General features: G+C 54.8%; 14 protein-coding genes and 1 pseudogene. 12 read left to right on the forward strand and 3 right to left on the reverse strand.

Annotation, left to right across the window (positions count from 1 at the left end; translation table 11 throughout):
- The first annotated feature begins 46 nt into the window (after positions 1–46).
- The 11 genes from EYC87_RS04105 to rpoS all read left to right on the forward strand — a co-directional run bounded on the left by EYC87_RS04105 (position 47) and on the right by rpoS (position 10,113).
- Positions 47–1,675: a CTP synthase gene (locus EYC87_RS04105; protein ID WP_279251732.1), complete on the forward strand. Its 1,629-nt coding sequence runs from the start codon at positions 47–49 to the stop codon at positions 1,673–1,675.
- A gap of 39 nt (positions 1,676–1,714) precedes the next feature.
- The gene (gene kdsA / locus EYC87_RS04110; RefSeq protein ID WP_007229056.1) at positions 1,715–2,566 is read left to right on the forward strand and encodes a 3-deoxy-8-phosphooctulonate synthase; all 852 of its coding nucleotides are present in this window, start codon (positions 1,715–1,717) and stop codon (positions 2,564–2,566) included.
- Between the two features lie 18 nt (positions 2,567–2,584).
- On the forward strand, positions 2,585–3,871 hold the full coding sequence (gene eno / locus EYC87_RS04115; protein ID WP_279251733.1) for a phosphopyruvate hydratase: 1,287 nt from the start codon (positions 2,585–2,587) through the stop codon (positions 3,869–3,871).
- 12 nt (positions 3,872–3,883) lie between these two features.
- Complete coding sequence (locus EYC87_RS04120) at positions 3,884–4,198, forward strand: septum formation initiator family protein (RefSeq protein ID WP_279251734.1); 315 nt, start codon at positions 3,884–3,886, stop codon at positions 4,196–4,198.
- Positions 4,195–4,890, forward strand: coding sequence for a 2-C-methyl-D-erythritol 4-phosphate cytidylyltransferase (gene ispD, locus EYC87_RS04125; protein ID WP_007228964.1), 696 nt, complete (start codon positions 4,195–4,197; stop codon positions 4,888–4,890). The genes EYC87_RS04120 and ispD overlap by 4 nt, the downstream gene beginning before the upstream one ends.
- Positions 4,890–5,375: a 2-C-methyl-D-erythritol 2,4-cyclodiphosphate synthase gene (ispF, locus tag EYC87_RS04130; protein ID WP_279251735.1), complete on the forward strand. Its 486-nt coding sequence runs from the start codon at positions 4,890–4,892 to the stop codon at positions 5,373–5,375. The genes ispD and ispF overlap by 1 nt, the downstream gene beginning before the upstream one ends.
- Positions 5,372–6,394, forward strand: a complete 1,023-nt coding sequence (gene truD / locus EYC87_RS04135) for a tRNA pseudouridine(13) synthase TruD (RefSeq protein WP_279251736.1) — start codon at positions 5,372–5,374, stop codon at positions 6,392–6,394. Before ispF ends, truD begins: the two co-directional genes overlap by 4 nt.
- 51 nt (positions 6,395–6,445) lie before the next feature.
- Positions 6,446–7,108, forward strand: coding sequence for a protein-L-isoaspartate(D-aspartate) O-methyltransferase (locus EYC87_RS04140; protein WP_279251737.1), 663 nt, complete (start codon positions 6,446–6,448; stop codon positions 7,106–7,108).
- Between the two features lie 2 nt (positions 7,109–7,110).
- On the forward strand, positions 7,111–8,046 hold the full coding sequence (locus tag EYC87_RS04145; protein WP_007229058.1) for a DUF368 domain-containing protein: 936 nt from the start codon (positions 7,111–7,113) through the stop codon (positions 8,044–8,046).
- A 517-nt stretch (positions 8,047–8,563) separates the two neighbouring features.
- Complete coding sequence (locus EYC87_RS04155; protein ID WP_279251902.1) at positions 8,564–8,893, forward strand: peptidoglycan DD-metalloendopeptidase family protein; 330 nt, start codon at positions 8,564–8,566, stop codon at positions 8,891–8,893.
- Between the two features lie 158 nt (positions 8,894–9,051).
- On the forward strand, positions 9,052–10,113 hold the full coding sequence (rpoS, locus tag EYC87_RS04160) for an RNA polymerase sigma factor RpoS (RefSeq protein WP_279251738.1): 1,062 nt from the start codon (positions 9,052–9,054) through the stop codon (positions 10,111–10,113).
- A 59-nt stretch (positions 10,114–10,172) separates the two neighbouring features.
- On the opposite strand, the gene EYC87_RS04165 is transcribed toward rpoS, so the two are convergent.
- The 3 genes and pseudogenes from EYC87_RS04165 to EYC87_RS04175 form a co-directional block, all read right to left on the reverse strand.
- On the reverse strand, positions 10,173–11,000 hold the full coding sequence (locus EYC87_RS04165; protein ID WP_279251739.1) for a sodium:solute symporter family transporter: 828 nt from the start codon (positions 10,998–11,000) through the stop codon (positions 10,173–10,175).
- A gap of 85 nt (positions 11,001–11,085) precedes the next feature.
- A pseudogene (locus EYC87_RS19450) lies at positions 11,086–11,511 on the reverse strand (sodium:solute symporter family transporter); the annotation flags it as partial.
- Entirely contained in the window at positions 11,454–11,579 is a 126-nt protein-coding gene (locus tag EYC87_RS04175; RefSeq protein WP_279251741.1) for a hypothetical protein, read from the reverse strand. The pseudogene EYC87_RS19450 and the gene EYC87_RS04175, both read right to left, overlap by 58 nt.
- A 158-nt stretch (positions 11,580–11,737) precedes the next feature.
- On the opposite strand from EYC87_RS04175, the gene EYC87_RS04180 reads away from it, so the two are divergent.
- On the forward strand, positions 11,738–12,952 hold the full coding sequence (locus EYC87_RS04180; RefSeq protein ID WP_279251742.1) for a CaiB/BaiF CoA transferase family protein: 1,215 nt from the start codon (positions 11,738–11,740) through the stop codon (positions 12,950–12,952).
- The last annotated feature ends 128 nt before the right edge of the window (positions 12,953–13,080 follow it).

Below are 13,080 nucleotides of genomic sequence, written 5' to 3' on the forward strand. Positions count from 1 at the left end.
TGGAGGTTTTTTGTATCCCGAAATACAGCGTAATTAAAGGTTTTTCATGACGCGTTATGTCTTCGTCACTGGTGGTGTGGTTTCCTCTCTGGGTAAAGGGATCGCCGCCGCCTCCCTGGCAGCAGTGCTTGAGTCACGAGGGTTGAAGGTTACGCTCCTCAAGTTGGACCCCTACATCAATATAGACCCCGGAACGATGAGTCCTTTCCAGCATGGCGAGGTGTTTGTCACCGAAGATGGTGCCGAAACCGATCTCGACCTTGGGCACTATGAACGTTTCACTCGCACGACCATGAAGCGCAGCAACAACTTCACCACCGGTCGCGTCTATAACGCCGTGTTACGCAAAGAACGCAGGGGCGATTATCTGGGCGGTACCGTGCAGGTTATTCCTCATATCACTGATGAAATTAAGCGCCGGGTTATCCTGGGCGCTGGCGACGCCGATGTGGCATTGATTGAAATTGGCGGGACAGTGGGTGACATTGAAGGTCTGCCTTTCCTTGAGGCCGCCCGCCAGCTTAAGGCTGAGATGGGCCCCAGTCGCGCGTTGCTGATGCATCTTACCCTGGTGCCCTATATTGCGACTGCCGGAGAGATAAAGACCAAACCTACCCAGCACTCGGTCAAAGAGTTGCGCGCCCTCGGGCTGCAGCCAGATATCCTGCTGTGTCGCTGCTCCGTGGACATCGAGGAAAGTGCCCGCAAAAAAATCTCCTTGTTCACCAATGTTGAAGAGAGGGCGGTCATTCCCTTGCGGGATGCTGACTCTATTTATCGCATACCGGGCATGTTGCATGGTTTTGGCCTTGACGACTTTGTGGTTGAACGATTTGGAATCGACTGTAAAGAGGCCGACCTGGGTGAATGGGATGACGTGATTGAACGCGAGTTCTGTGAGACCGCCGGAGAAGTGCGAGTGGCCATGGTCGGTAAGTACATGGACTTGCTGGATGCTTATAAATCGCTCAATGAGTCACTGGCGCACGCCGGCCTGCAAACTCTTACCAATGTTCGCATTGATCATATTGACGCAGAAGAGATCGAGAAAAACGGAACTGCCGCCCTGGAGGGAGCGAATGCGATCCTGGTTCCCGGTGGCTTTGGCGATCGTGGTATCGAAGGAAAAATCACTGCCGTGCAATACGCTCGCGAGAACAATGTGCCATTCCTTGGTATCTGTCTGGGCATGCATGTGGCACTGGTAGAGTACGCCCGCAATGTTTGCAAGCTTGAAGGTGCTCACTCTACTGAAATGAATGCGACCACGCCTCACCCGATCATAGGCCTCATTACCGAATGGCAGAACGCTGACGGCAGCACCGAGCAGCGTACTGAATCTTCAGATATGGGGGGTACCATGCGTCTTGGTGCACAGCCCTGTCATCTCGAGGATGATTGTAAGATCCGGAGGATCTATGGCGCCGAGACTATAGAAGAACGCCATCGCCACCGTTATGAGGTTAACAACAATTACCTGGAGCAGCTTTGCGGCGCAGGGATGAAAGTTGCCGGCTGGTCCGCCGATCGATCGCTGGTGGAAATGGTTGAGCTGCCGGATCATTCCTGGTTTATTGCCTGCCAGTTTCACCCCGAATTTACATCCAGCCCCCGGGGCGGACACCCTTTGTTTACCAGTTACATTGAGGCAGCCATAGAACACGCAGCAGTCTAAGCTGGCTGAGACGTCGTTGACACACTATGAGGACAGGCCGTGACTGACCAGACCGTCACCCTCGGAGATATCCGATTTGATAACAGTGCCCCCTTCGTTCTGCTGGGCGGCGTTAACGTGCTTGAGAGTCGCGATTTCGCCCTTGCGGTGGCGGAGCAGTATGTGACTGTGTGCCGTCAGCTGGGCATCCCCTTTGTGTTCAAAGCTTCCTACGACAAGGCCAACCGCTCATCCGTGCACTCGTTTCGCGGTCCCGGTTTGGAGGAGGGGCTGTCTATTCTGGCTGACGTGAAGTCGACATTCGATGTCCCGGTTATTACCGATGTGCATAGCCCTGAAGAAGCGGCGCCTGCTGCGGAAGTGGCTGACATTATTCAGCTCCCCGCGTTCCTGGCCCGACAGACAGATCTTGTTGCAGCCATGGCTGCTACCGGCGCGATTATCAATGTGAAGAAACCGCAGTTTCTCAGCCCCTCCCAAATGGGGAACGTGGTGGATAAGTTTGTAGAGTGCGGCAATAGCCGAATACTGCTTTGCGAGCGAGGCAGTAATTTTGGTTATGACAATCTTGTGGTCGATATGCTCGGCTTCGGCGTAATGAAGGAAACATGCGGTAACGCCCCACTGGTCTTTGATGTTACCCATGCCCTGCAATGTCGTGATCCTGGCGGGTCTGCTTCCGGTGGGCGTCGCAGCCAAGTGACAGACCTGGCAAGAGCAGGTATGTCCACCGGTTTGGCCAGTCTCTTTTTGGAGGCCCATCCCGATCCCGATAACGCCCGTTGTGATGGGCCAAGCGCGCTGCCTTTAGACCAACTTGAACCCTTTCTGGCGCAAGTTAAAGCCGTGGACGATTTAGTTAAATCACTGCCACCCTTGCAAATCGATTAGAAAATACGGAGCTACCTTATGAGTAACATCGCAAACATCCAGGCTTTGGAGGTCATGGATTCCCGGGGCAATCCCACCGTTATGGCGGAAGTGACCCTGGAGTCTGGCCAAGTAGGTTCGGCATGTGCACCCTCAGGCGCATCTACAGGTTCCCGTGAGGCCCTGGAATTGCGTGACGGTGACGCTTCCCGCTACCTGGGTAAAGGGGTTCTTAAAGCGGTGGCCAATGTGAATGGTCCAATCCGGAATTTGCTGTTAGGTGCTGATGCTGCGGCACAACGTGATCTGGATAAAGCAATGATTGATGCTGATGGCACCGACAACAAGGCTGAGTTTGGCGCCAACGCGATCCTCGCGGTGTCACTTGCGGCGGCTAAAGCAGCTGCCCAAGCCAAAGGTATGCCGCTTTATCAGCATATAGCAGAGGTTAACGGCACAGCTGACTATTCCATGCCTGTGCCCATGATGAATATTCTCAACGGCGGTGAACACGCCGATAATAATGTGGATATTCAGGAGTTCATGGTCCAACCAGTGGCTGCGCCAACTTTCGCTGAAGGCCTTCGCGCCGGAGCTGAAATATTTCACCACTTAAAAAAGGTGCTGGCCAGTCAGGGGCTCAATACCGCGGTGGGTGACGAGGGTGGTTTTGCACCCAACCTGCCATCCAATGAGGCGGCTTTGGAAGCTATCGCCGTAGCGGTTGATAAAGCGGGGTACAAGCTGGGTTCGGATATCGTTCTTGCGCTGGACTGTGCTGCCTCTGAATTTTATCGCGACGGCGTTTACGACCTGGCCGGTGAGGGCAAGAAGTTTTCCAGTGATGCCTTTACCGACTATTTGGCCGACCTGGCCAACGGACACCCTATCATTTCCATTGAGGACGGTCTTGATGAGTCCGATTGGGATGGTTGGAAGCTGCTCACCGACAAAATAGGCGACAAGATTCAGTTGGTCGGTGATGATCTTTTTGTAACCAACACCAAAATCCTCAAAGAAGGTATCGATAAAGGGGTCGCCAATTCTATCCTGATTAAGTTCAACCAGATTGGCACTCTGACTGAAACCCTTGATGCCATCACCATGGCTAAAGCTGCCGGATACACCGCGGTTATTTCACATCGATCAGGCGAGACCGAAGACACGACTATTGCAGACCTTGCGGTGGCGACAGCGGCAGGCCAGATCAAAACAGGCTCACTGTGTCGTTCTGACCGGGTGGCAAAGTACAATCGCTTGCTGCGTATTGAGGCGGAGCTCGCTGGCCGCGCTCCCTATCGCGGCATGGCGGAATTTCAGCGTTAAGCTGTAATTACCTTGCGCTGGCTGTTCGGTGTTTTGCTAATCCTGTTGGTGATACTGCAGTATCGCCTGTGGATTGCTGAGGGGAGCATCGCCGAACAACAGCGTCTGCAAGTACAAGTCGAACAATTTATTCAGGTTAACGAGGCGTTACAGGCCCGCAATGCAGTGCTGGAGCGAGAGGTTCTGGAACTGCAAAGTGGAAGCGCCGGTATTGAGCAGCGTGCCCGTGAACAGCTTAACCTGGTGCGTGAGGGCGAAACCTATTTTCAGGTAGAGGACGGGGAAGCTAGCGCCACGCTATCCGCGCCCGAAAAGGTCAAACAGTGAGTCGTCGCTTACACGTTGTTATTCCCGCCGCTGGCATAGGCTCACGCATGACGGCGGACACTCCCAAACAGTATCTGAAAATTGCTGGTAAAACGCTGTTGGAATATAGCGTAGATACCCTGTTGCGAACGCCGGGTATTACTTCTATTACGGTCGCCTTGCACCCCGATGATACCTTTGCCGCAGATTTGCAGATACTGACAGACCCCAGGGTCAGCCGGGTTGCCGGTGGTGATGAAAGGGCTGATTCGGTATTAGCCGCGCTGTATGCCGTAGCAGGAGAAGAGGGCGACTGGGTGCTGGTGCACGACGCGGCCCGCCCTGGCCTGCGTATCGCGGATGTTCAGCGTTTGATCGCGGCGGTAATTGCCAAAGGAGAGGGCGGGATTCTCGCCGAGCCTGTGGTGGATACGGTCAAACTTGGTGACGCAGTAGGGCGGGTAGAGAAAACGCTTGATCGCAGTGCCCTGTGGCGTGCGCAGACACCGCAAATGTTTCAGTTAGGGGAGTTGATCTCCGCTTTGGAGGCGGCGAGCCAGCGTGGGCTTGCAGTCACCGACGAAGCGTCTGCTATGGAACTCGCAGGCCAGCCGGTACAGTTGGTGTCCGGCTCTCCTGCAAACTTGAAAGTCACAGTGCCTGAAGACCTGGAACTGGCTGCCTGGTATCTATCCCGGCAAGGGGAATCTTGATGAGTGTTCGTGTTGGGCATGGTTACGATGTTCACCGCTTCGAGGAGGGTGACGCTGTCGTATTGGGTGGCGTGCGTATTGAGCACCACCGCGGGCTGGCTGCTCATTCCGATGGAGACGTACTGATTCACGCCATTTGTGATGCGCTGTTAGGGGCAATCGCGGCGGGCGATATTGGACGACATTTTCCCGACACCGATTCAGCAAATGCAAATATAGACAGCAGAATATTATTACGAAAAGTCATGCAGTTGGTCGCCGATAAAGGCTATGTGCTGAGCAATCTGGATTCGACCCTGATCGCCCAGACACCGCAGATGTCGCCACATATTGAACAAATGCGCAGCAACCTGGCGGCTGATTTGTTGTTACAAGTAGGGCAGGTCAACGTTAAGGCGACCACCACAGAAAAGCTGGGGTTCGCCGGCAGGGAGGAAGGCATTGCCGCCCACGCCGTGGTGCTATTGGAGACTAACTCTGCGTGAGTGGCCCGTGGCCAACCGTCTCAGCTGAGCTTGTTGCTAGTGGCAAGTTGCGCAGCTCGCCTGAGGACTTTCGAGTCTACGAGGACCTGGGCTTTGAACCAGACGGTGATGGCGAGCATGTATTTCTACACCTGGAAAAGCGCGAACTTAACACCGCTGATCTGGCCCAGCGCCTTTCCAGTCTCAGCGGCATCCATCTGCGGGACATCAGTTTTAGTGGTATGAAGGACCGCAACGCAGTTACCCGCCAGTGGTTCAGCGTCAGGATGGCGGGCAGGGTTGAGCCCGATTGGCAACAGCTGGCTCATCAGGGTGATGTCGCGGTTTTGGCGGTCGCACGGCATCGCCGCAAGTTGAAGCGAGGTGTGCACAGGGGCAATCGTTTTGTGTTGGTGCTGCGAGAATTGACAGGCGGGCGTGAGGCCATCGAATCTCGATTGAGGCATCTTAGCTTGCATGGCGCACCGAATTATTTTGGTGAGCAACGATTTGGACGCAACGGCTCAACTCTGGCGCAGGCCAAGACCTGGATGGCCTCCGGGGGTCGGCGCATCTCCCGCAATAAGCGCAGTATTTACCTGTCAGTCCTGCGGTCCCAGATGTTTAATACCCTGTTGGCGGATCGAGTCAGTGTGGGTGATTGGAATCAGGTTTTGCCCGGTGATACCTGCGTACTGCAGGGAACTCGCAGTCAGTTTACCTGCGAGCAAGCTGATGCAGACATTGTGCAGCGTTGTTTTGTCGGTGATTTGCATCCGGCGTTGCCGCTCTGGGGCCTCGGCGTGGAGCAACTGTCGGCGAGTCTGTTGGAGCGTTGGTCTGATGTTCTTGAACAACAGGCAGCGATTGGCGATTTTCTAATTCACCAGGGTTTGGAACTGGGCCAGCGGCCGACACGGCTTATCGCGGATGACTTTTGCTGGCAGTTTTGTGATGATGGCAGCCTGCAACTCGAGTTTCGTTTGGCTGCCGGCAATTATGCTACGGCTTTATTGGCTGAGTTTGTCCAGTATGGGTAATTCAATGCGGCGCAAGAAGAGTTTAGGGGCGTTTTCGGAGTGGTAACGGGCGTGAACAGGGTAGATCTCAATGGTATCGGGATGACGTCACAGCGCACTCGTGAGCGCTTGATTCAGCGCCTGGTTGACCAGGGTATCGACAACCATCAAGTGCTTGACGTCATCCGCACAACGCCCAGACATCTGTTCCTCGATGAGGCCATGGCTCACCGGGCCTATGAAGACGTGGCTTTGCCAATTGGTTTTCAGCAAACCCTTTCCCAGCCCTATATCGTGGCTCGCATGACAGAGCTGCTACTTGAAGGCGGCGCTCCTGAGCGGGTGCTTGAAATAGGCACAGGTTCTGGTTACCAAACAGCGATTCTCGCGCAGCTGGTCGACGAAGTGTATAGCGTCGAGCGCATCAAGCCCCTGCAGCAAAAGGCCCGGCAGCGTATTCGCCAATTAAAGTTGCGCAATGTTCAGATGAATCATGCCGATGGCGGTATGGGATGGGCTGAGAGAGGTCCCTTCGATGGCATTCTGGCCGCTGCGGCGCCCGAAAGTATCCCGCAGGAATTGTTGCAGCAGTTGGCGCCCGGTGGACGGCTGGTGATTCCGGTGGGTGGAGAGACCCAGCATCTGCACGTTGTGGATCGTACCCACGAGGGATTTGAAACGACGGTGGTCGAAGCGGTTTACTTTGTCCCGCTGCGCCCCGGAACGGTGAGATAATTTTGAATCATTTTGGCATTTTTTTGCGTGGCATGCTGATGGGAGCTGCGGACATTGTTCCCGGTGTCTCCGGTGGCACTATGGCGTTTATCACCGGCATTTATGACACCCTCTTAACGAGTATTCGCTCGGTAGATCTGGACTGTCTTCGCCTGTTATTGAAATTCGATATTCGCGGTGCATGGGATCATGTTAACGGCAGTTTTTTGCTCGCGCTGTTGGCTGGGATTGCTACCAGCATACTGTCTTTGGCCAGGCTTATCTCCTGGCTGTTGGAAAATCATCCCGTACCTTTGTGGGCGTTTTTCTTTGGCCTGATATTGGCATCGGCCCTGGTGTTATTGCGCCAGGTACAGGGCTGGAGTATTGCCCGAACCCTGTGTCTTGTTGCTGGTCTTGGGATTGCGGCAACGATAGCGCTTTCCCCCACGGTGAACATGCATTTCGGCATGGCGGGTATATTCCTCTCAGGCTTCCTGGCTATTTGTGCCATGATTCTGCCCGGCATTTCCGGTAGTTTCATATTAGTACTGCTGGGCATGTACGGCACAGTCCTGAGCGCGCTCAAGTCGCTAGACCTGGGCTTCATCCTGGTGTTTGCTATGGGCGCGGCAATTGGCTTGCTGACCTTCTCTCGCCTGCTGCATTTTCTGTTGCACCGTTTTCATGAAGCTACTATGGCGTTACTGACGGGATTCCTGTTTGGATCCCTTTTGGTAGTCTGGCCCTGGAAACATGTGCTGGTTTGGATTGAGGGCAGTCATGGCCAGCTTAAACCAGCGCAGCAAGTTCCTGTCATGCCCTTGGAATTTACCGTGCTCACGGGGGAGTCTTCGCAACTGGTCTTGTGCCTTTCACTGATGGTGGTCGGCTTTGCCCTTGTGTGGCTCATCGATGCCCGTTGGGGTGGGAAGCAAGAGAACCCCGCCGAACAGTAAGGCGGATACTCGCCCGCTTGACGGGCATTGAAAAGGAGAGTGCGCTATCAGGGCGCTTATTTGCAGTGTACTGCTTCTGCTCCTGGTGGTTGCCTGTGGTGGCAATCCGCCTGCGCCTGTGGAGGATCGTCAGTCCAGGGCAGGCGCGGCTGCGGGAGGGTCGGCGTACAGAGTACAGAAGGGCGATACGTTGTATTCCATAGCATTCCGATATGGTCTCGATTACCGTGGCCTCGCCGCGGCGAATAGTATTCCCGCCCCCTATACCATCTTCCCGGGACAAGCTCTGAAACTGAAAGAGGCTAAGCCGCCGAAGGTCACCCGTGCGAGCAGTAGCACCAAAAGCGCGACAGCATCATCAAAGCCCTCGTCGCAACCCCCTGCGGCCAAACCAAACACGACGGTCACTCACTCTTCATCAACAAAGGCTACAAAGCCCTCATCTCGCCCGACTGCGGCAAGCAGTTCGTCGGTTGGTCCTGTAAAGGCCTGGCGCTGGCCTACTTCAGGAAAGGTTGTGCGTAGCTATTCATCCACTTTGCACAAAGGCATTGATATCAGTGGTAGCCGGGGTGATTCGGTGCAAGCCGTCGCAGCAGGGCAGGTAGTGTACGCCGGCACGGGCATTGTCGGACTCGGTGAACTAATCATTGTCAAACACAATGAAGTTTACCTCAGTGCCTATGGGCACAACAGTCGCCTGCTGGTCTCAGAGGGCGATGGGGTGAAAGCCGGGCAGCAGATTGCAGAGAAGGGCAGCAGTGGCACTGATACTGTGAGGTTGCACTTTGAGATCCGCAAGGAGGGCAAGCCGATTGACCCTCTTCGGTTATTGCCCAAGCGCTAACAGGTGTTGCAAAGTATCCACGGGCGCCCGATTTTGACCGAAAGCCAGTTGATGCAATTTTTTGCATAGCTGCTTGTAATTGTTCTTTAGGATGAGGTAATCTGGCCGGCCCGGCGGGGAATACTCTCTACACTTAATAGAAGAATTGAGGTATAGCCATGGAACTGGAAAGCACTGCCAGCCCGAAACGGAATTCGAAATCGGGACGAAAATCAAGAGCAGCGACGAACACTAAGCCCAAGACTCGAGCTTGCGGCACCAAGGATGCAGCGAATGCAAACAAGGTAAAGCCCGCAGTTGAGGCCTCCGGTGCTGACACTCAGGTGACAGAAGAGGCTCAGTTTGATCGAGCCAAGGCTCGAACTGCCACCGCACGCAAAGTCGGAAAGTCGCTGGACGTCACTCAACTTTACCTGAATGAAATTGGCTATTCGCCACTGCTGACAGCGGACGAAGAAAAGTACTATGCCCGCCTTGCCATCAAGGGTGACGAGTCTGGTCGTAAGCGCATGATCGAAAGTAATCTGCGGCTAGTCGTCAAAATATCCCGACGGTACATCAATCGCGGCTTGACCCTGTTGGACCTGATCGAAGAGGGGAATCTTGGCCTGATTCGAGCGGTTGAAAAGTTCGATCCCGAGCGAGGGTTCCGTTTTTCAACCTATGCCACCTGGTGGATCCGACAGACGATTGAACGGGGCATCATGAACCAGACTCGCACCATCCGCCTACCCATCCATGTCGTTAAAGAACTCAATGTTTATTTACGTGCCGCCCGTGAATTAACCCAGAAACTGGATCATGAGCCTACGGCCGAAGAAATAGCTGACATGCTCGACAGGCCTGCGGCTGACGTAAAACGTATGCTGGGCCTCAATGAGCGAGTGACCTCGATGGACACGCCGCTGGGTCCGGACTCTGACAAGGCGGTAGTCGATACTATTGCCGATACTCATGAGAGCGACCCGTCGCAGTTGTTGCAGGATTCGGACATCAAGGACAGCATCGGTTCGTGGCTGAATGAGTTGTCTGAAAAGCAACGGGAGGTCGTTGCGCGCCGTTTTGGACTGCGAGGGTACGAAAGTAGCACTCTTGAAGAAGTGGGCCGGGAAATTGGCCTGACTCGTGAGCGAGTGAGACAAATTCAGGTGGAGGCGCTCAAACGCTTGCGTGGCATTATGGAGACGCAGGGTCTCAGTGGAGAATCGCTGTTTAGTTGAGACTTTATCCTGATATTAAAAAGGCCGCCCATCAGGCGGCCTTTTTTGTGCTGACGCGGTTAGCCCCTGGGGCGTCCAAGCAATAATATAGCAAGCCCGAGCATAAAGGGACCGGTGCGCTCGAGGATGTCGCCAGGGGTGTTGGGCAGCAAGTAGCAGACCACTGCCGCGAGGAAGCCGCAGCCCACTGCAGGCAATAGCCTGCCGGCAGGGATGCTGGCACCGAGGGCGTGACAAACAATCGCTGGGCCCAGAGCGGAGCCTATGGCGACCCAGGCAAACAGAACTCGCTGGAAAATGGTCGACGGTAGGTAAATGGCTACCGCCATTGCCAATAAGGATATGACTGCAATGGTCAGTCGAGATGCCAATAGCGCATGCTGCGGGTAGTGTCGGGTAAGCCCCAGGTCGTGGGCTACGGTTGTTCCTGTCACCAGTAACATGCTGTCCGCAGTTGACATGATTGCTGACATTACGGCCGCCAGCAAGACGGCGGCGACCACGGAAGGAAAGAGGGTGCTATTGAGTGCGAAGAACACTTGCTCACTATTCTCCAGCTCCGGAAGCAGGATTTTACCGGCAAATCCTACTATACACATGCAAAAAAACACCACGGTATACCAAGCGGTGGCGATCAGCTGTCCTTGCTTCAAGGCGCGCTCGTCCCGCAAGGCAAGAAATCTCGCCACCAGATGAGGTTGGCCCAGGGACGACAGGCCAACGGACAGGGAGCCTGCTATTGTTCCCGCGGCAATCAGGCCAACATTGCCGCCCAGGGGAGCTGCAAAATTGCTGCTGTCTGTTGTCAGCAGAGCTTGGTAGAACTGCGCGGGGCCGCCCAGATGGAGCACTGCAGCTGCGGGTAGCAGGATGGCAGTGAAAATCATCAGCATCCCCTGCAAGGTGTCGGTGATACTTACTGCCCAGAACCCCCCCGAGCAAGGTATAGACCAAAATGATGGAGCCGCCCAGCAGAATGCTTTGGCTGGCATCGAGATTAAAAGTGGAGGCGAAGGTGTTCCCTGCACCCTGGAACTGGGAGGCTATGTAAACCACAAAACAAAACAGAATAATCAGTGATACGAGCGCTATTAAGCGGTTACGCTCGGTGCCCTGGGTGTTCCCGGCGATTAATTCTGTAGCGGACAGGAGGCTTTGTTGTTGGCCCTCACGCATTATTCGGGGAGCAAGTACAAACCAGGACGCAGCGCAAACCAGGACAGCCCCCAGTGCCACCCATAGCGCCGAAAAGCCGATGCTGTAGGCAAGGCCGCTCATCCCCAATAGGGTCCAGGCGGAGGCGGCACTCGCCGCGTAACTGATCGCCGCAACCCAGGGCCCTAGTTGCCTGCCGGCGAGGAAAAATCCTGTTCGCTGTTGACCCTGCGCTGTGCCCAGAAACCGATCAGGATTAATACAACTTTGTAAACGATCAGGGCAGTAAGCACTACACGGGTATCGAGCAAGGTGACTCCTTCATGGGATTGATGTTTCTCAAAGGGCTGGCTGGCACCTCATGTCATGCTGTATACATATCACAGGCGGCGGGGAGGTAGCCAATGCATTGGTCAAAGATGCGCCCAGGCCAGGCTGACGCTGATTTCAGTTATTGATGGAGAAGAATATGTCGGACGGACAGAGACCGTTAGAGGGAATAAGGGTCATAGAAATGGGGCAGCTATTGGCGGGGCCTTTCACCGGCACAATTCTGTCTTATTTTGGTGCAGAAGTGATTAAGGTCGAGCCACCCACCGGCGACCCCATTCGAGGTTGGCGGTTGCTGGATGAGAGTGGCACCTCTTTTTGGTGGCGCAGCCTGGGGCGCAACAAAAAAAGCGTTAGCCTGGATCTTAAGTCTGAGCGCGGGCAACAGCTCGCCAAAGAGCTCATTAAGACGGCTGATGTCGTGGTGGAGAATTTTCGCCCGGGCCTGATCGAGACGTGGGGTATTGGGCCCGACGAAATGCGGGCCGAAAAGCCCGGGTTGATTTATGCGCGTATTTCGGGCTATGGCCAGGATGGCCCCTACGCAAGCAAACCCGGATATGCCTCAGTAACTGAAGGGTTTGGAGGCTTTCGCTACATTAACGGTGAACCCGGTAAACCACCGATTCGCACTAACATCAGTATGGGAGATACGCTGTCGGCTATTCACGCTGCCCTGGGTATTGCCCTGGCGATTATTCAGCGCAGTAAACCCGGAGGGGAAGGGCAGGTTATTGATGTGGCTTTATACGAATCTATCTTCAACCTGATGGAAGGCATTGTGTCCGAATACGACGGCGGCGCAGCGATTCGCGGGCCCTCCGGAACCACAGTGACCGGCATCGTGCCTACCAACACCTACCTCTGCGATGACGGCAAGCACGTGGTGATTGGTGGCAATGGAGACTCAATATTCAAGCGCCTGATGGTTGTGGCGGGTCGCTCAGACATGGCCGAAAACCCGCAAATGGCGGATAACTCCGGTCGCGTTATACATCAGGAGGAAATTGACAAGGCGTTGTCTGATTGGTGTGCAGTACATTCATCGACCCACGTGATTGGAGCGTTGGAAGAGGTGAGAGTTCCCGTCGGGCCTATTTACAGCGTGGAAGATATGGTGGAGGACGAGCACTACAATGCTCGTGGCATGTTCGAGAGCGTTGAAATTAACGGTGAACCATTGAAAATTCCCGCTATCCTGCCGAAGATGTCGTCGACGCCTGGCCGCACCGACTGGCCCGGCGGCGAGATTGGCAGCCACAATGATGAGGTTTTGAGAGGGATCCTGCAGTTGGGTGACGAGGATCTGGCTCAGTTGCTGGAAGCGGGGGTTATTACCGCACAGCCAGAATAAAGAACCCGGGGTCGGCATTTGTCAAAGCAGACACAGCGCGCTCGCACGTATAAGCGTCTGCAGCAAGCGACTAAAGACAGTTGTTCATCTCCGCTTTGATTGGTAGCAGGCGCTGCAGGGGGCCTAGG

It is taken from the genome of Candidatus Seongchinamella marina (assembly GCF_026262685.1).
Classification (GTDB): Bacteria; Pseudomonadota; Gammaproteobacteria; order Pseudomonadales; family Halieaceae; genus Halioglobus; species Halioglobus marinus.